Below are 17,236 nucleotides of genomic sequence, written 5' to 3'. Positions count from 1 at the left end.
ATGAGCAATATTATCCAACTGGCCGTCCCGTCCCGGATCCTGTCGCTCGAAGCGCGGATCACCGCGCTTCTGGGCCTCTTTGCCACGGAGCGTCGCATCGGTGACGATGTGTTCTGGCTGAAAGAAAACGGGGAAATGTTGAACATCCTGCAGAGCACGGGGCTTCCGGTCGCCCCCGAGGCGCTGGCCGTGCATGCAGGGTTTTACACGCAGGCCGCCAAACGGCTGCAGTTTTTCCCGCAGTATTACCGCTTCCTGCTCTCGCTTGCCCTTGATCTGGAGGATTTGGGCATGCCGGGGCACGAAGCCGAGAAAATGGTGCAATTTGCCGCCCGCGAAGGGCTGGCCGAGGCGGAGATGTCCGATCTGCAACGCGCGGAAGCGCGTCGGTTGATGACGCGACGCGGCGTCGATCCTGTCCGGGAACAGGGTCTCGACGATCGCCTGCGCGCCTTTGTAAGCAGGACCAAGACCTTTTCCCTGCCCAACAAGAAGGCGGCCTATGAGCTGACGCACATCGTGTTTTACCTGACCCAATACGGCCATCGCTCTGCCGATCTCGGACCCGAGGCCGTGACCAGCCTGCATTTCGCCGGGCTGACCGCGTTCCTCGACCAGAACGCCGACCTGCTCGCGGAGATCTGCATCGCGATGCGGTTCCTTGGCGAGGTGCCGCCGCCGGTCTGGACCGCGTGGCTGCGCCATCAAACGGCAGGGTTTACCGTCGAGGAGGGCGAGCACGTCTCGATCAATGACGATTACCACGATTTCCTGATCTGCAACTGGCACGAGGCCATCGAGGGAGGCGACGTCTTCCGCAAGCCGCTGGGCACCGGAAAGATGCGCTTTGACAAAGCGCCAGGCCATACCGCCGCGCTGCGCGAGATCAGCCAGGCCATGCTGGCGCTGGATGAGGCGCGGGTGGGCGACTGGTCGGTGATGCGCCGCCGGATGGCCAGCACGGTGTCCGAGGAGGCGCTCGACATGCTGGAGGTCGCCGCCAGCACCAGCGCGCATTTCGAGGCGTATTTCGAAGGCTTTGCCCGGGCGGGTGCACAATGAACCCCTCTGTCGTCGGCGCAGCCCTTGCGGTGCTGTTCACCGGAATGATCGCGGCCGCCGATGGCATCACCAAGCTGGTATCCGGCAGCTATGACGCGCCGCAGCTCTATGCGTTGGCCGCAGCGCTGGTGGCGCTGATGTCGCTGGGCGCGGCGCGGGTGAGCAAGGGCGAGAGCCTGCGCATCCGGTCGGTCAAGCCGATGATCGTGCGAACCATTCTGACCGTTGTGGCGGCGGTCGCCTTCTTTCAGGCGTTTCGCCTGCTGCCTTTTGCCGATGTTTTCCTGTTTATCGGGCTGATCCCGTTGATCGCGGCCTCGCTTTCCGGTCCGCTGCTTGGCGAGACACCGCGGCCGGTGGCATGGTTTGCACTCAGCATTGGTGCGGGCGGGGTCATCTTCCTGATGCCTGGCGGCGTCTCCGGCGCGCAGGCCGGCCATCTCTGGGCGCTGATCGCGGCGCTGAGCGGGGCGGTGTCGATGCTGCTGGCGCGGGTGATTGCCAAGGTCGAACGCGCGCCGCTGGCGCAGGTTTTCTGGCCCAATCTGGGCCTTGCCGTGGCCATGGCGTTGGCGCTGCCTTTCGTATGGAAGCCGATGGGGCTCATGGACGGGGTCTGGATTCTGGCCTACGCCGTGTTCCTGTTCGGCGCGCGCTATGTCTCGGCAGAGGCGATGCGGTTCCTGCCGGCCTATGTCGCCATGCCGGTGATGAACGTGCAATTCGTCTGGATGGTGGCGATCGGCATCTACGCCTTCGGCGAGGTCCCGAGCTTTGGCACCATCATGGGTGTGATGCTGGTGATTGCTTCCGGGCTCTATCTGGTGGCGGAAGAAAGCATGACCAAGGCGCAGTCACAAGAGGTCTGAACCGTATCAGACATCTTAAGGTGAAACATGAGCCGCCCCGCGCAAGGGGCGGTATTTATTTTCTTTTATGTAAGTCGCCTTACATCGAGAACGATGTGCCGCAGCCGCAGGAGCTGGTGGCATTCGGGTTTTCGATAACAAAGCGTGCGCCGATGAGTTCTTCGGTGAAGTCGATCACGGCACCGGACAGAAACGGCAGCGAGACCGGATCGACAACAACGCGCTGGCCGTGGCCTTCGAGCACCGTATCCTCGCCATCGGCCTCATCAAGGCGGATGTCATACTGAAAACCGGAACAGCCGCCGCCTTCGACCGCCACGCGCAGGGCCTTGCCTTCGTCGCCTGCGCCAATTTCGGCCAGGCGCTCAAAGGCACGATCCGTCACTTTCGGGGGGAGCTGCATGTCAGGCATCCTCTTGCTTTAACTTGGGTTCACCGTGGAATATATGGACGCAAAGGACAGGCGACAAGGATGGTATGAATGCGAGCGAGTTTTGCCTGTGATCCCGCGCTGGCACGTGGACGGTTGGTCGAAGAGGAAGAGAGCGCTTTTCGCTCGTGTTTTCAACGGGATCGCGATCGTATCATCCATGCGTCGAGTTTTCGTCGCCTGAAACACAAGACCCAGGTCTTCGTGGAGCATGAGGGCGATTTTTACCGCACCCGTCTGACCCACTCCATCGAGGTGGCGCAGGTCGCAAGAACCATCGCCAATGCCTTGAATTTGAACACGGATCTGACGGAGGCCGTGGCGCTGGCCCATGACCTTGGCCACACGCCCTTCGGCCATACCGGAGAGGACGCGCTGCATGCATTGATGGCGCCCTATGGCGGCTTCGATCACAATGCCCAGACGCTGCGGATCGTGACCAAGTTGGAATGCCACTACGCGGAATTCGACGGGCTGAACCTGACGTGGGACACGCTGGAGGGCATCGCCAAGCACAACGGTCCGGTGAGCGAACCGATTCCCTATGCGTTGGCTGAGTACAACGCGCTGCACGATCTGGAGCTGCACACGCATGCCAGCGCCGAGGCGCAGGTTGCCGCGCTGTCCGACGATGTCGCCTACAACAACCACGACCTGCACGACGGGCTGCGGGCCGGGCTGTTTTCCGAGCGTGAAATCAGTGAGTTGCCCATCATTGGCGCGGCCTATGCGGAGGTGGACCGGCTTTATCCGAACACCGACGCCTACAGGCGGCGCCATGAGGGGCTGCGGCGGGTGTTCGGGGTGATGGTCTCTGACATCATTGACACTTCGGCGGCTCGGCTGGCCGACAGCGGGTGCCGCTCGGCGCAGGAGATCCGCGAGCTGGGCCGTCCGGTGATCGCCTTTTCCGACGCGATGTGGGCTGACCTGAAGGACATTCGCGCCTTCCTGTTCAAGAACATGTACCGTGCACCGAGCGTCATGGAGCAGCGCGCGCGCGTCACAAAGGTCGTCGAGGCGCTGTTCCCCATCTACATGGCAGATCTGACGCTGTTGCCGCGCCGTTGGCATGGGGAGGCGCAGGCGGCCGAGGATGACACCGCGCGCGCGCGCCTCGTGGCCGATTACATCGCGGGGATGACGGACCGGTTTGCCCTGCAGCAACATGCGGAATTTACCGGGACCGATATCCTGCACGACGGGATCTGAACCGTGCGGCGGCTTTGCCGCTTTCCTTTTGCGAGCGCCTCACTATAACGGACGCGCCCGGCAGACACGCCCGAATGCGCGCCGCCGGGGTTTCAGAAGTCCGAAAAGCGAGCAGCCCCCTTCGTGTTCAGCGTGTCGAGGTTCAAGGACAGGATCGCGGTGATCGCGGGTGCGGACCATCCGCTGGGGGCGTCTCTGGTCCGGCGCCTGGCGGGATTTGGCGCGACGGTCGTGGCGCTCGGCTCTGACGAAGAGGCGATGCTGGAATTGGCGCGGGAGTTTCCCGGCGCGGTCGAACCGCTTGTCCTCCGGCGCGGATGGCGCGAGGTCGTGCGGCGTTTGCAGCAGGCCTGGGAAGACGAGCCGGTGCATCTCTACATTGATCTTTTTCCGCTGGGCGAGGCGCAGAGCCTGAGCGCGACGAGGGATCTGATGCAAAAAAGCGCGGCTCTGGCGGCGGCGTTCGCGACCGGCCTGCGAAGCGGGGAAGCGCGGGCGGTTCTGGGCTTTGCGCAGGGGCAGAGCGGCGCGCCGAACCGGGGCACGCGGGCGGCGGGTTATGCCGGGTTGGTGCGCCATCTGGACAAGGCTTGCCGCCCCGGCCGGTTTCTCGGGCTGAGCCTTGATGATCGCACCTGTTCCTGGACGCCCGATCAGTGCCTGTCAGCGGGCGATACACTGCTGATGTTGTGCCACCCGGTGTCGCGCGGCGTGATGCCCGGCACCGTGGTCGCCTGGCGCGCGTGAGGGTCTGACCCAAGGTATCTGTTTGCAATCCTGAGCAATGGGCTATCTTGATCGGAACGCTTTGAAAATCCGAACGGGGACAGTGGCATGGCAATAGAGGCAGCGGGCGGCGGGCTTGACCCGGTCCTGGCATTTTCGCTGGTCGGCGTTCTGGGCGTGGGTAGCCAGTGGCTGGCATGGAAGCTGAGGCTGCCGGCCATCGTGCTGATGCTGCTGGCCGGGCTGATCGTGGGTCCGGTGCTGGGTATTCTGAATCCGTCGGAACAATTTGGCGACATGCTCTCGCCCATGGTTGCGGTCGCGGTGGCGATCATCCTTTTCGAGGGCGGGCTGACACTCAACCTGCATTCGCTGCGCGATGCGGCGGTCGGGGTGCGCCGGCTGGTGATGATCGGTGCGCCGCTTGGCTGGCTCGCCTCGGCGGCGGCCTTGCACTACGTCGCGGGGCTGAGCTGGGAGAGCGCGGCGGTTTTTGGCGGGATCATGATCGTGACAGGCCCGACGGTGATCGCGCCCTTGCTGCGGCAGGCAAAGCTGTCCAAACGTCCCGCCGCGCTGCTACAGTGGGAGGCCATCGTCAACGATCCCGTTGGGGCGCTGGCGGCGGTTCTGGCTTTCGAAGTGGTCGTGGTGTTGCAGACGGCGACCGGCGTAGGCCACGCGGTATGGCAGTTGTCCATGGGTATCCTGGTCGCGACTGTTCTGGGGGTCGCGGCGGGCTGGGGCCTCGTGCGGGCGTTCCGGCTTGCCTATGTGCCAGAGTACATGAAGATCCCGGTGTTATTCGTTCTTTTGATTGGTGTTTTCGCTCTGGCGGATTCCGTTTTGCATGAAAGCGGCCTGCTGGCGGTGACCATCATGGGGCTGTGGATCGCCAATGCCGACCTGCCGAGTTTCGCCGAGCTGCGCCGGTTCAAGGAGCATGCGACGGTGTTGCTTGTCTCCGGGGTGTTCATCCTGCTGGCGGCGGGCATGAGTTTCGAGGTGCTGAGCACGCTGGACCTGCGGGCGCTGCTGTTTGTCGTGGTGGTGATCGTGCTGGCCCGGCCTTTGCCTGTGCTCATCGCACTGGCGTTTTCCAACGTGCCTTGGAAGGAGCGCGCGCTTGTTGCGATGACCGGGCCGCGCGGTGTCGTGCTTGTCGCAGTGGCGGGGTTGTTCGGTGAGCGGCTGGTCAGCCTCGGCGTCGAGGACGCGAGCCGGATCGGCCCTCTGGCCTTTGCTTTGGTGGCGGCGACGGTTGTGCTGCATGGCTTTACGCTGACGCCGTTGGCGCGGGCACTTGGCCTGACCGCAAGCAGCGCGCCGGGGGTGATCATCCTTGGCGGCTCGCGCTGGTCGGTGGCGCTGGCGGCGGCGCTCAAGAAGATGGACCTGCCGGTGATCATTGCCGATCCCAACCACGCCCATCTGCGCGCCGCGCGGGAGGCGGGAATCGACACGTGGTTCGGCGATATTCTGTCGGAGGCGGCCGAGCACCGGCTGGAGCTGGCGGCGTATGAAAAGCTGATCTGCGCCACCGACAACGACGCCTACAACACGCTGGCGGCCACGGACCTTGCGCCGGAGTTCGGCCGCGAGCATGTGTTTCAATTGCGCCGCGTGAAACAGTCCAGCACGCGCCACGCCTTGCCCTCGACGCTTGGCGGGCAGTTGATCGGCGCGAACGCGACGTTCTTTGAGGTCAACGCGCAGATCGCGCAGGGCTGGGAGTTCCGGGTGACGGGGCTGACCGAGGAATTCACCCTGGACGACTGGCGCGAGAAGAACCCCGAAGCGATCATTATCGCGCGGCTGGGGCCGAATGGCACGTTGCGCATGTTCGGCCCGGAGGATGAGGTCAAGCGCAAGGAAGAAGGGAAGCTGCTGGCCTTCATGCCCGCCCGCGAGGAGCGCAAGGACGATCGCCGTGACGAAAACGGCAACGACACCTTGAAGATCGACTGATCGAAAATCGCGGCGCCGGGTGTCGGGGAGACGACGCACTGCAGGAGATTGACGTCCGGCCCCGATGATTGATTGGGGCCGGCTGCGTTCACGCCATTTGACCCCGCGCGGCAAAGTGGTAGAGGAGGCCCCAAGACCTTGGAGCCTGACATGAACCTCTTTACCGATATCCGTACCCTTGTGATTGCTTCGATCGAGGCAATGCAGGCGGCGGGCGATCTGCCCGGCGATCTGAACACCGCTGCCGTAACGGTGGAGCCGCCGCGCGATCCGTTGCATGGCGATATGGCGACCAATGCCGCGATGGTTCTGGCCAAGCCTGCGGGCCGCAAGCCGCGCGACATTGCCGAAGCGCTTGTCGCGCGTCTGGCTGAGGATGATCGCGTTTCGAGCGCCGAAGTGGCCGGACCGGGGTTCATCAACCTGCGGCTTGCGCATGGCGTCTGGCAGAGCCTGCCGGCCGCGATCCTGACGGCGGGCGGCCAGTATGGCCGGTCCGACATGGGCAGCGGCAAATCGGTCAACGTCGAATACGTCAGTGCCAACCCCACCGGCCCGATGCATGTCGGTCACGCGCGGGGCGCAGTGGTGGGCGATGCGATTGCGAGCCTTCTGGATTTCGCCGGTTGGGACGTGACCCGCGAATATTACATCAACGATGGCGGGGCGCAGGTCGATGTGCTCGCGCGGTCCGTGTACCTGCGGTATCAAGAAGCGCATGATCTCAGCGTTGACTGGCCCGAGGGCAGCTATCCGGGCGATTACCTGATCCCGGTCGGCGAGGCGCTGAAGGACAAGGTGGGCGACATCTGGCTCGACGCGCCGGAGGAGGAGTGGCTTGTCGAGGTGCGCGAGTTCGCCACGGCGGCGATGATGGAGCTGATCCGGGCCGATCTCAAGGCGCTTGGCGTGGTCATGGATCACTTCTTCTCGGAGAAATCGCTTTATGGCACCGGCAAGATCGAGGCGGCCATCGACTCTCTCAAGGCCAAGGGGCTGATCTATCGCGGCGTTCTGGAGCCGCCGAAAGGCAAGAAGCCTGAGGATTGGGAGCCGCGCGAGCAAACCCTGTTCAAAAGCACCGAGCACGGCGACGATGTGGACCGGCCGATCATGAAATCGGACGGATCATGGACCTACTTCGCCCCGGATATTGCCTATCACTACGACAAGGTGACGCGGGGCTATGATCTGCTGATCGACATTTTCGGCGCCGATCACGGTGGCTATGTCAAGCGGATGAAAGCGGCGGTTTCGGCCTTGTCCGATGGCAAGACGCCGCTGGATATCAAGCTGATCCAGTTGGTGAAACTGTTCAAGAACGGCGAGCCGTTCAAGATGTCCAAGCGGGCAGGGACCTTTGTTACGCTGCGCGACGTCGTCGATTTGGTTGGCGCGGATGTGGCGCGCTTCCACATGCTGACCCGCAAGAACGACGCGGCGCTTGATTTCGATTTCGACAAGGTGGTCGAGCAATCCAAGGAAAACCCGGTGTTCTATGTGCAATATGCGCACGCCCGCATTTGTTCGGTGATGCGCAAGGCAGCAGAGCAGGGGATTGACGTCTCCGATGCGACGCTGTCCGGCGTTGATCTGTCCGGCATGAGCCACGCGAGCGAGCTGGAGCTGGCGCGCAAGCTGGCCGAGTTCCCGCGCCTGATCGAAATTGCCGCGAAGGGCAATGAGCCGCACCGGGTGGCAACCTACCTGTCGGAGGTGGCGTCGGACCTGCATGGACTGTGGAACCGGGGCAATGATGAACCTCAACTGCGCTTCTTGCAGGACGATCCTGCAACAACCCAGGCGAAGATCGCGCTTGCCCGTGCCACGGCGGTTGTCATTTCCTCGGGCTTGGGTATTTTGGGCGTCACTCCGGCCGAGGAGATGCGCTGATCCACAAGGCGCACCATCGGTCAGGGCAGACGCAGAGCAGATGATCCGGGTGGCAGCGTATCGCCCGGGCGAGACGAGGCAAAATGACCGATTACACCTATCAAGGGGCCGCAAACGCGGCACCGGCCGGGCGCAGTGCAGGCTCAATCGCCAATATCGCCGGGGCCATGGTCTCGCTTGCGCTTGTCGCGGGCGTCGGGGTCTGGGGCTACAAGACGATATCGCGCGATGTGTCCGGCATTCCCGTAGTGCGGGCAACGGCGGATCCGATGCGCGTGGCGCCGGACAATCCCGGCGGCGAGCTCGCTGATCATCAGGGGCTTGCGGTCAATCGCGTAGCAGGCAGCGGCAAGGCAGAGGGTCCGGCAGAGCGTCTGGTGCTTGCGCCGCGCCCGGCGGGGCTCAGCGAAGAGGATGTGGCGCAGGGGCTTTTGGCAACGGTGGCACCGCGCAAGGATGCGCCGCGCCCGGTTGCGGTGCAGCCCGCGCCGGAGTTGAGTGCGCCGGAGCCAGTGACCGCGCTCAACCAACCGAAAGAGACAGACCCGGTTGCCGCTCTGGTTGATCAGCTCTCCGCCGGCGCCGCGCCGCTCAGCGCGCTCGCGCCGGGCGAGGACAAGCCGGTGCAGGCCGAAGTGGTCGAGGAAACAGCCGCCGTGGAAGAAGCGGACGCGCCGAAGCCCGGTCCCGGCCTGGCCCGCTCCCTGCGGCCGAAACAGCGCCCGTCAGGCATTCAGACCGCGTCGCTGAGCGCGGTTGCGCCGGAGACCATCGCGGCGGCTGTGGCGGCTGCGGAAGCCACCGAGCTTGACGCCGCCAGCCTGCCGACGGGAACGCGCCTCGTGCAGATCGGCGCCTTTGACAGCCCCGAGACCGCCCGCGCCGAATGGACCCGTCTGGAATCCCGGTTCGGCGATTACCTCGACGGCAAGGACCGCGTGATCCAGAAGGCCAGCTCTGGCGGGCGTGTGTTCTATCGCCTCAGGGCGCACGGCTTCGAGGATCTGTCGGACGCGCGGCGCTTTTGTGCGGCCTTCGTGGCGCAGAATGTCGATTGCATTCCGGTGGTGACGCGGTGACGCAATACGGCGCGGCAATCCTTGGCTGCGCAGGGGAACGGCTGAGCGCGGCGGAGAGACGCCTCTTTGCCGAGACGCAGCCGTTCGGCTTTATCCTGTTCACGCGCAATTTGACGGGGGTGGAGCAGATCCGCGCCCTGACCGCGGAGCTGCGCGACAGCGTGGGCCGCAACGCCCCGATTTTCATTGATCAGGAAGGTGGCCGGGTGCAGCGCTTGCGCGCGCCGCTGGTGCGGGACTGGTTACCGCCCCTGGACGATGTCGCACGGTTTGGCGCGGATGCGGAGCAGGCAATGCGCCTGCGCTACCGGATCATTTCGGCGGAGCTCCTGAACCTCGGGATCGACGGGAATTGCTCGCCGGCGCTGGATGTTGCGCGGCCCGAGACGCATGCGATCCTGCGCAACCGGCTGCTTGGAGACAGCGTCGAGACGGTGGCGCGGCTCGGCCGGGTGGTGGCACAGGCGCATTTGGACATGGGCGTTCTGCCGGTGATCAAGCACATGCCGGGGCACGGGCTTGGCACGCTCGACAGCCATCTGGCGCTGCCGCGTGTGGGAGCGGATCGCGATACGCTGGACCGGGTTGATTTCGCCGCCTTCCGGGCGTTGAACGACATGCCGCTTGGCATGACCTGCCATCTGGTTTTCGAGCAGATCGACCCACGCCCTTCCACGGTTTCGCCGGTTATGATTGAGCTGATCCGCGATCGGATCGGTTTTGATGGCTTCCTGATGACGGATGACATCGGCATGGAAGCGCTCGACGGCACGGTGCCGGAACGCGGCGCGGCGGCGCTGGCGGCGGGCTGTGACGCGGTGCTTCATTGCAATGGCGATCTTGCCGAAATGACAGCACTGATGGCGCGCGTCGGGACCATGCCGCTTGTGGCGATCGACCGCGCAGAGCGGGCGCTGGCGGCGCGTCGCGCCCCTGCATCGGTTGACATGGGGGCGCTCGGAGCGGAATTTGAGGCTTTGAGCCTGAAGCATCCAGCATGACTGACGAGCCAAGCCTTTTCGATCAGCCCCAGACCGTGGAGGCCCGCCTCGCGGCTGAGGCCCTTGTCGTTGATGTCGACGGCTTTGAAGGGCCGCTGGATTTGTTGCTCAATCTGGCGCGGGTGCAAAAGGTCGACCTGCGCAAGATTTCGGTGCTGGCGTTGTCCAGGCAATACCTCGCCTTTGTCGAGAAGGCGAAGGAGCTGCGCATCGAACTGGCAGCCGATTATCTGGTGATGGCGGCTTGGCTGGCCTTTCTTAAATCGCGGCTTTTGCTGCCGCCTGACCCGACAGAAGAGGGCCCGAGCGGCGAGGACCTTGCCGCGCATCTGGCCTTCCAGCTGGAACGGCTGCAAGCGATGCGGCAGGCGGCGGCGCAGCTCATGGCGCGCGATCAGCTGGGCAAGGATTTCTTTGCCCGTGGCCTGCCCGAAGAGATGCAGCGGGTGCGCAAGGTGACCTATACCGCGACGCTGATTGACCTGATGCAGGGCTATGCACGCATTCGCACCCGCGATGAATTCCGCCCCTTCGTCATGGACCGCGACAATGTCTATACCATGGAAGAGGCGCTGGACCGGCTGCGCGGCATGATAGGCTTTGCCGGGCAATGGACGGATATTCAAAGCTATTTGCCCGACGGGTGGGATGGAGATCCGGTGCGTTGGCGCTCCGCGACGGCGGCAACCTTTGCCGCCTCGCTGCAGTTGGTCAAGGAAGGTCAGGCAGAGCTTCAACAATCCGAGCTGTTCGCTCCGATCCAGATGCGCAGACGGGAGAAGCCACGTGAGTGACGCGTTCGAGCCGCAACCAGAGGAACAGCCTCCCCGTGAGAGCCTGTTCGAAGCGCCGCCGATTGCCGAGCAGGAGCGGATGGTCGAGGCGATCCTCTTTGCCAGCGCAGAGGCGCTGACGGTAAAGGAGCTCAACGACCGGATGCCCCATGGCAGCGACGCGGCGGAGGCGCTTGTCTACCTGCGCAAACGCTATGAGGGGCGCGGCGTGCAGGTTGTGCGCGTGGGCGATGCCTGGGCGATCCGCACGGCGGCGGACCTCGGTTTCCTGATGCAGCGTGAGACGGTGGAGCAGCGCAAACTCAGCCGCGCCGCCATCGAAACCCTTGCGATCATTGCCTATCATCAGCCGGTCACCCGGGCGGAAATCGAAGAAATCCGCGGCGTGAGCGTCTCGCGCGGGACGGTGGATCAGCTCTTGGAGATGGAGTGGATTCGCTTCGGACGGCGGCGCATGACGCCGGGACGGCCGGTGACTTTTGTGGTGACGCAGAGCTTTCTGGATCACTTCGGTTTGGAATCGGCGCGCGATTTGCCGGGACTGGCCGAACTGCGAGCCGCGGGCCTGCTCGAAAGCCGTCCCTTGCCTGGCGGCGCGCCGAAGATGGGCGAGGGCGATCTGGATCTCGACGAGGAAACCGACGAAGGGCAGAGCGAGCTGTTCGAGGACTGAGGCGCGTGGGCTGTTCAGTCTTCGGGGGCGGCGAAATGTTTGGACAGTTTCAGGCCTTGCCCTTGATAATTCGACGCGATTCCCGATCCGTAGAGCTGCTCTGGCACCTGTGACATGCGCTCGTAAACGAGCCGCCCGACGATTTGCCCGTGTTCGAGCACAAACGGCGCCTCGTGGCAGCGGACTTCGAGCACGCCGCGCGCGCCGCTTCCACCTGCGGGCTCGTGGCCAAAGCCGGGATCGAAGAATCCGGCGTAATGCACACGGAATTCTCCGACCATGGCAAGATAGGGCGCCATTTCAGCGGCATAGCCGGGCGGGATGTGCACGGCCTCGCGGCTGACCAGGATATAGAACGCGCCGGGATCAAGCACCAGTTGCCCGTTTGCGGCGTGTAGCGGGTCCCAGAAATCCGCCGGGTTGTAATGGCCGATGCGATCGAGATCGATCACCCCGGTATGCGGCTTGGCGCGGTATCCGACGAGCGTGCCGGGTTCGGGCTGCAGGTCGACGGAAAAGCCCAGACCCTCGCCTATGACCGCAGGGCCGCCCGAGACAAGCGTTTCGGCGGCATGCAGATCGGCCAGATCGGTATCGCTCAGCACGGCGCGGCCATCGCGGAAGCGAATCTGATTGAGGCGCATCCCCGGACGCACCAGCACGGAAAAGGAGCGTGGGCAGATTTCGGCATAAAGCGGCCCGGTGTAGCCCGGCGCGATACGGTCGAATTCGGTGCCACCGTCGGTGATGACACGGGTCAGCAGGTCAAGCCGTCCGGTGGAGCTTTTGGCGTTGGCGATGGCCTGAATGTCGTCGGGCAGGGCGAGTCGCTCCATCAGCGGCACGACGTAAACACAGCCCTTCTCCAGCACCGCCCCGTTGGTGAGGTCGATCCGGTGCATTTCGAACTCGTCGATACGTGCCGAAACGCTCCGACCATGTCCGGCAAGGAATGACGCACGCACCCGGTATGCGACGCGGCCAAGGCGCAGATCAAGACTGGCGGGCTGAACCTGCCCCTCGACGAACTCCGCTTCGGCGCCAAGGGCCCCGCGGGTGATCAGCGCTTCGATCTGCTGGCTTGCCAGTACCCCGGTCATATCGGCGTCTCCCCTTTGCTTGACCGTCTCTGTATCAAGGCTTTGACGTCAATGGAAAGACATCCGGCGGCGCCAAGGGGCCGGTGGCGGCGTTTTTTCCAGGATTTGGGGCGCTTTGGGACTCAGGCGCCCAAGGCACCACTGCTTTCTGCCGGGTCCTCCTCTTCCAGCCGGTTGACCATCTCCGCCTCGGCCTCCATGGCGCTCCAGCTTCGATCCAGCAGCGCCAAGATCGCGGTGACATCGTCCGCGTCCTCCACCGCCTCGCGCAGCCCGGTGCCGGGATCGGGCAGGTCATTGGCCCGTGTGAGGCCAAGCTGCAAGCTCGCCTCGCCGGTCTGCTCCAGATAGAGCACTTCGATCAGATGATTGCCCGGCTGCAAGGTCACGGTGCTCTCCTGCATCTCCTCGAACCCAGCGTCACGCGTGTCGAGGATCAACGCGCCATCGACATACAGCTGCGCCTGATCATCGGCGAGCAGGCTCATGGTGTAAATGCCGCCATCGGGGCTTTCGAGTGTCTGGCTGTAATGGGCGGCCACGTGATCCGCTGGCCCGTCGTCCCAGAGTGCGCCGGGATTGCCGAAGAAATCCAGGTCGTCCTGCGAGCCGGTGGCATCCGGCGGCGCAGTGAAATCTATCTCTTCAAGGGACTGTGTTGCCGGAAGGACAGTGAAGAAGTTCGCGGCAAAGGTGCCGACCGGCGCGGGCGGGGCCGGGGGGAATTCGCCGGGTTCGTCCTGATCCGAACCGACAGGCTCCGGTTCGGGTTCGGGCGGTTCGGGCTCGGGCGGCGGGCCGGGCTGCTCGCGATCGCCGTTGTCTCCGACCGGGGGCTGTGGCTCGGGCGTTGGGCTGATCACCGGGGCGTCGGGATCATCTGCATCCGAGCCATCCGGTTCGGGCTCCGGCTCTGGATCACCGGGCCCCTCGGACAAGTCATCACCGAGTATGCCCTCTTCGATCAGCGCGTCGGAAATGACGGTGTTGATTTCGTCGTAGCTGGCAAAAACGGAGGGGTGGACCGTGTCGGGCAGGGTATCGGGCAACGGCGCAGGGGCACCATAGGCGGCTTGATACGTGATCATTGAAGCGAGGTAATAGAGCGTCTCTGTTCCGTGGGGTGCGTCATCGACATACAGATCTTCGGCGGGTATGTCGGAAAGCGTTGTGGTCAGAAGGTCGGCGAGGATCGTGTTGACCGGGAGCAGCTGAACCTCGGCCTCCGGGAAGGCGGCGTTGACCTCGTCGATCAGCGTGTCGTACCAGTCGTGATACTCGCCGAGCGCATAGTCGTAATAGGCCTGCACGCTCGCTGCGTCCGGCGGCATGGCGTCGGTAAACTGCGCCATATCCGGCCATCCTTCGTAGATCAGGATCTGGGCAGTCGGCTGGCTGGCGTTGATCGTTTCGACGATGTCGATCACCGCATCAACCGGGCTTCGGCTGTCGCCGACGTAATCGGAGCCAGGGGCAACGTCCTGAATGAAATTCGCCGGTGTAATCACCACGGAGTCGAGCGCGGCGGTGGAGAACACCGCATCCTCGGCGATGGCCGGATCGACCCCCGCGATGCCCCAGGCCGAGACCGGCTCGGGACTGTCCGCGAATTGACGAAGGAATCCATAGCCTCCTGAAAAGGCATAGGTATTGCCAGCGGTTTCGGCCAATACATCCATCCAGTAGGGCACCATCGCCTGGACCCCGCCGGCATCATAGGCAACCAGGGAATTGCCGAAGAAGTATTGCGAAATGGTTTCGGGCATGGGCCGATACTCCGTGGCAAAGGCGATGCAAAGCGCAGTCAGGGCAAACTCTTGCGGCGCGGTAATAGACCGCGCCTGCACTGGATCGCGTCGCCTTCCCGATCCGAAATTACAGTAGGTACGTCAGTTTGTTGGCAGGTCAACGAAGGGTTGAATTTCGGCAAAAGTTTCGGCGGAATAGCACCGATGCAGCGTCGCTTCGTGCCGGAGAATTCAAAGATCAGAACAGAGCCGCACAACCCGTATTGCCGGGGCCGCAGTCATGTCGAATGCTGGTGGTGGAATTGGTCGGGCTAGCAGGACTCGAACCTGCGACCTTCCGTCCCCCAGACGGACGCGCTACCAGACTGCGCCATAGCCCGACGACAGTGTTTCGACAGGACCGCAATGGTCCAAAGCTCTGATCGGCGCGGTTGGATGGGGGTCCGATGGGCCGAGGCAGAAGCGTATCGAAACGCTTGAGTGAGGCCGTATTACTAGTTTTCCGGGCAGGGGCAACCCCCGATCTGAAAAAAAACCGTGGCCCGAGGATCAGTTCGTTTGCGACGGCCTTTCCGCTATGGCGCGGAGGCGCGGAAGCAGTGCGGTGAGCGCGATCTTGTGCGCCTCCGGCAGCGCGGTGGCACCGTCGATATACGCCAGTGGACCGGGTTGAGCCGGCGCCGGGACAACGTCCGGAATGTCGATCTCTTCGAAGTCGGGCAATGTCAGCGGGCGAGTCGTGACACCCTTCGGCAACAAAGAGGCCAGATCTGACTCCGCCGCAATCGGCTCGGAGACGTCTTCCGCTTCGGTTTCGATCGGTTCAGAGGGTGGCGTGACGTCGGCAGGGTCTGCCTCCGGTTCCGACTGTTGTTCCGGCTCTGGGTCGGCGCTCGCGGTCTGATCCGCCGTGGCGTGGTCCGGGCCAGATTCGGGCGCAGCGTCGAACGCCCTAGGCTCCGGTTCCTGTGCGGCTTGCGCGCCTTGGGTGGGGGCCTCCGGGTCCGGCGCGGCTTCGACCGGATCATCTGCAATGGCGTCCGGCGATTCTGCGACGGGCGTCTCTTCGAGTGAAAGCGGCCCGTCCGGCGCGGCTTCAACCGGCGCATCGCTCTGCGTGATCTCCGGCTCGACCGTTGTTTCGATGGGTGCGTCGATCTGCTCAGCCGAGGGGCGCTGCGCAGGATGCTGCGAAACCGGCGTAGCGGGGGTCGCCTCGCGCTGTGAATTCGGCGGCGCGACAGGATCCTCTCCCACCTCGGGTTCCGAGGGACCGGACGACGGTGCCAGCGCAGCGGGTTCAGGCGAGGCCGGAGTCGGATCGTCGACCGTCGGCTGTGGAGCGGGGCGATCAGCAGGTGCCGGCGTATCGACCTCCGGCGCGGCTTGCGCTGGCGCGGGCTGCGTCGGCTGTGCGGGCGCGGGCGCGCTGTCGGCTGCGGGCTGTGACGCCGCGGCAGGCCCGGCTGTGATCTCGTCTTGCGCCGGACGATCCGTCTGGATTTTCTCCGGTTCCGCGGTTTCTTCGAGCGCATAGTCTTGCTCAGGCACCGTTGGAGCGGTTTCGACAGCCGCTTCGTCCGGCATCTCTGGCTCCGGCGATTCGCTCGTCGCGACAGGGGCGCTTTCAACCTCAGGCTGTACCAGCTCGCTGTGGTCGGGTTCAGAAGGCGCGGACGGTGCGTCGGGCGCCGCGTCACTTGCCGTGGTCGGCTGCTCTGCGGGCGCGTCCTGCGCCGCCTCCTGGTCTGCTTCGGCGGCGATCTCCGCCTCTGCGGCGTCGGAGGCTTTTTCCATAGCGTCCAATGCGCGTTCAACCTCCGCCTCGGCGGCGGCGTTGTATTCCGGGATCGGGTCCGCTGATGGCGGCGCCTGGTCAGCAGGTGTTGCCGGCGTGCCATCGGAGGCTTGCCCGTCGAACAGATCACTCGGCTTTTCGCGGTTGAAAGCGACAACCGTGTCGGCGAGGGGTTCGGATTCAACCTCGATGTAGGGGGCGTCCTCGATCAGGTCCGCGCCATCGTCGACCATGTCCGCGCGCTTTTCCGAGAGTGAGGAAACATGACGAACCCCTTGCTCCCGAAGGACTTTCTGCACGCCCTTGATGGTCAGGCCATCGTCGTGCAACAGCTTTTTGATCCCGCCGAGCAACTCCATGTCAGCGGGACGGTAATAGCGTCGCCCGCCGGCGCGCTTGACCGGTTTTACCTGCGTGAACTTGCTTTCCCAGAACCGCAGAACATGGGCCGGCGTGTCCAGCCAATCCGCCACTTCCGAAATGGTCCGGAAGGCGTCGCGGGATTTCGCCATGCGTTCGTCCTCAGCGCTTGTTACCGGCGGCGACCTGTTCTTTCATCAGATGCGAGGGCCGGAAGGTCAGCACGCGGCGCGGCTGAATCGGCACCTCTTCGCCGGTTTTCGGATTACGCCCGATGCGCGCTGCCTTCTCGCGGACCGAGAAGGTCCCGAAAGAGGAAATCTTCACCTGCTCGCCGGCTACAAGCGCATCGGACATCATTTGCAGGACCGACTCGACCAGTTCCGAACTCTCGTTACGCGAGAGCCCCACTTCCTGGAACACGGCTTCGCTCAGATCCATTCGGGTCAGCGTCTTGTCACTCATCTTGGTCCCTCCCGAGGTTTGAAGCAGGATAGGCGCATGGCAAAACACAAGTCAATAT

The 17,236-nt window shown here is 64.0% G+C and carries 15 protein-coding genes and 1 tRNA gene; 10 read left to right on the top strand and 6 right to left on the bottom strand.

Translation table 11 applies throughout. The annotated features are described in order from the left end of the window. Together ACN2XU_RS15240 and ACN2XU_RS15235 are read left to right on the top strand one after the other, a co-directional pair. Window positions 1-1,062, top strand: coding sequence for a DUF6902 family protein (locus ACN2XU_RS15240; protein WP_419411308.1), 1,062 nt, complete (start codon window positions 1-3; stop codon window positions 1,060-1,062). Continuing rightward, window positions 1,059-1,931 carry a DMT family transporter gene (locus tag ACN2XU_RS15235; protein ID WP_419411307.1) on the top strand — a complete coding sequence of 291 codons (873 nt, stop codon included), beginning with the start codon at window positions 1,059-1,061 and terminating at the stop codon, window positions 1,929-1,931. Before ACN2XU_RS15240 ends, ACN2XU_RS15235 begins: the two co-directional genes overlap by 4 nt. A 79-nt stretch (window positions 1,932-2,010) precedes the next feature. On the opposite strand, the gene ACN2XU_RS15230 is transcribed toward ACN2XU_RS15235, so the two are convergent. After that, a complete protein-coding gene (locus ACN2XU_RS15230; protein ID WP_419411306.1) occupies window positions 2,011-2,334 on the bottom strand; it encodes a HesB/IscA family protein in 324 nt (107 codons plus the stop codon). Window positions 2,335-2,412: 78 nt separating this feature from the next. Between ACN2XU_RS15230 and ACN2XU_RS15225 the strand changes: the two genes are divergently transcribed. From ACN2XU_RS15225 to scpB, 8 genes are all read left to right on the top strand, one after another. Further along, the gene (locus ACN2XU_RS15225) at window positions 2,413-3,573 is read left to right on the top strand and encodes a deoxyguanosinetriphosphate triphosphohydrolase (RefSeq protein ID WP_419411305.1); all 1,161 of its coding nucleotides are present in this window, start codon (window positions 2,413-2,415) and stop codon (window positions 3,571-3,573) included. A gap of 123 nt (window positions 3,574-3,696) precedes the next feature. After that, a complete protein-coding gene (locus tag ACN2XU_RS15220; protein WP_419411304.1) occupies window positions 3,697-4,320 on the top strand; it encodes an SDR family oxidoreductase in 624 nt (207 codons plus the stop codon). 87 nt (window positions 4,321-4,407) lie between these two features. Continuing rightward, complete coding sequence (locus ACN2XU_RS15215; protein ID WP_419411303.1) at window positions 4,408-6,267, top strand: cation:proton antiporter; 1,860 nt, start codon at window positions 4,408-4,410, stop codon at window positions 6,265-6,267. A gap of 150 nt (window positions 6,268-6,417) precedes the next feature. Further along, window positions 6,418-8,160, top strand: a complete 1,743-nt coding sequence (gene argS / locus ACN2XU_RS15210; protein ID WP_419411302.1) for an arginine--tRNA ligase — start codon at window positions 6,418-6,420, stop codon at window positions 8,158-8,160. Between the two features lie 83 nt (window positions 8,161-8,243). Continuing rightward, a complete protein-coding gene (locus tag ACN2XU_RS15205; protein WP_419411301.1) occupies window positions 8,244-9,239 on the top strand; it encodes an SPOR domain-containing protein in 996 nt (331 codons plus the stop codon). Further along, window positions 9,215-10,240, top strand: coding sequence for a glycoside hydrolase family 3 N-terminal domain-containing protein (locus tag ACN2XU_RS15200; RefSeq protein WP_419411300.1), 1,026 nt, complete (start codon window positions 9,215-9,217; stop codon window positions 10,238-10,240). Before ACN2XU_RS15205 ends, ACN2XU_RS15200 begins: the two co-directional genes overlap by 25 nt. Continuing rightward, window positions 10,237-11,034 (top strand): segregation and condensation protein A, encoded by a 798-nt coding sequence (locus tag ACN2XU_RS15195; RefSeq protein ID WP_419411299.1) that lies wholly within the window; start codon window positions 10,237-10,239, stop codon window positions 11,032-11,034. The genes ACN2XU_RS15200 and ACN2XU_RS15195 overlap by 4 nt, the downstream gene beginning before the upstream one ends. Next, the gene (scpB, locus tag ACN2XU_RS15190) at window positions 11,027-11,707 is read left to right on the top strand and encodes an SMC-Scp complex subunit ScpB (RefSeq protein ID WP_419411298.1); all 681 of its coding nucleotides are present in this window, start codon (window positions 11,027-11,029) and stop codon (window positions 11,705-11,707) included. Before ACN2XU_RS15195 ends, scpB begins: the two co-directional genes overlap by 8 nt. Window positions 11,708-11,721: 14 nt before the next feature. On the opposite strand, the gene ACN2XU_RS15185 is transcribed toward scpB, so the two are convergent. The 5 genes from ACN2XU_RS15185 to ihfA form a co-directional block, all read right to left on the bottom strand. Further along, complete coding sequence (locus ACN2XU_RS15185) at window positions 11,722-12,807, bottom strand: 2'-deoxycytidine 5'-triphosphate deaminase (protein ID WP_419411297.1); 1,086 nt, start codon at window positions 12,805-12,807, stop codon at window positions 11,722-11,724. A 122-nt stretch (window positions 12,808-12,929) separates the two neighbouring features. Then, the gene (locus tag ACN2XU_RS15180; RefSeq protein WP_419411296.1) at window positions 12,930-14,573 is read right to left on the bottom strand and encodes a PA14 domain-containing protein; all 1,644 of its coding nucleotides are present in this window, start codon (window positions 14,571-14,573) and stop codon (window positions 12,930-12,932) included. Between the two features lie 285 nt (window positions 14,574-14,858). After that, window positions 14,859-14,935, bottom strand: a tRNA-Pro gene (locus ACN2XU_RS15175). A gap of 169 nt (window positions 14,936-15,104) precedes the next feature. Beyond that, a complete protein-coding gene (locus ACN2XU_RS15170) occupies window positions 15,105-16,865 on the bottom strand; it encodes a MerR family transcriptional regulator (RefSeq protein WP_419411295.1) in 1,761 nt (586 codons plus the stop codon). A gap of 10 nt (window positions 16,866-16,875) precedes the next feature. Further along, complete coding sequence (ihfA, locus tag ACN2XU_RS15165; RefSeq protein ID WP_136441587.1) at window positions 16,876-17,178, bottom strand: integration host factor subunit alpha; 303 nt, start codon at window positions 17,176-17,178, stop codon at window positions 16,876-16,878. Between the last annotated feature and the right edge of the window lie 58 nt (window positions 17,179-17,236).

This window comes from Pacificoceanicola niger (genome assembly GCF_048553275.1).
Lineage (GTDB): Bacteria > Pseudomonadota > Alphaproteobacteria > Rhodobacterales > Rhodobacteraceae > Pacificoceanicola.
This window is presented reverse-complemented; position numbering and strand designations above follow the sequence as displayed.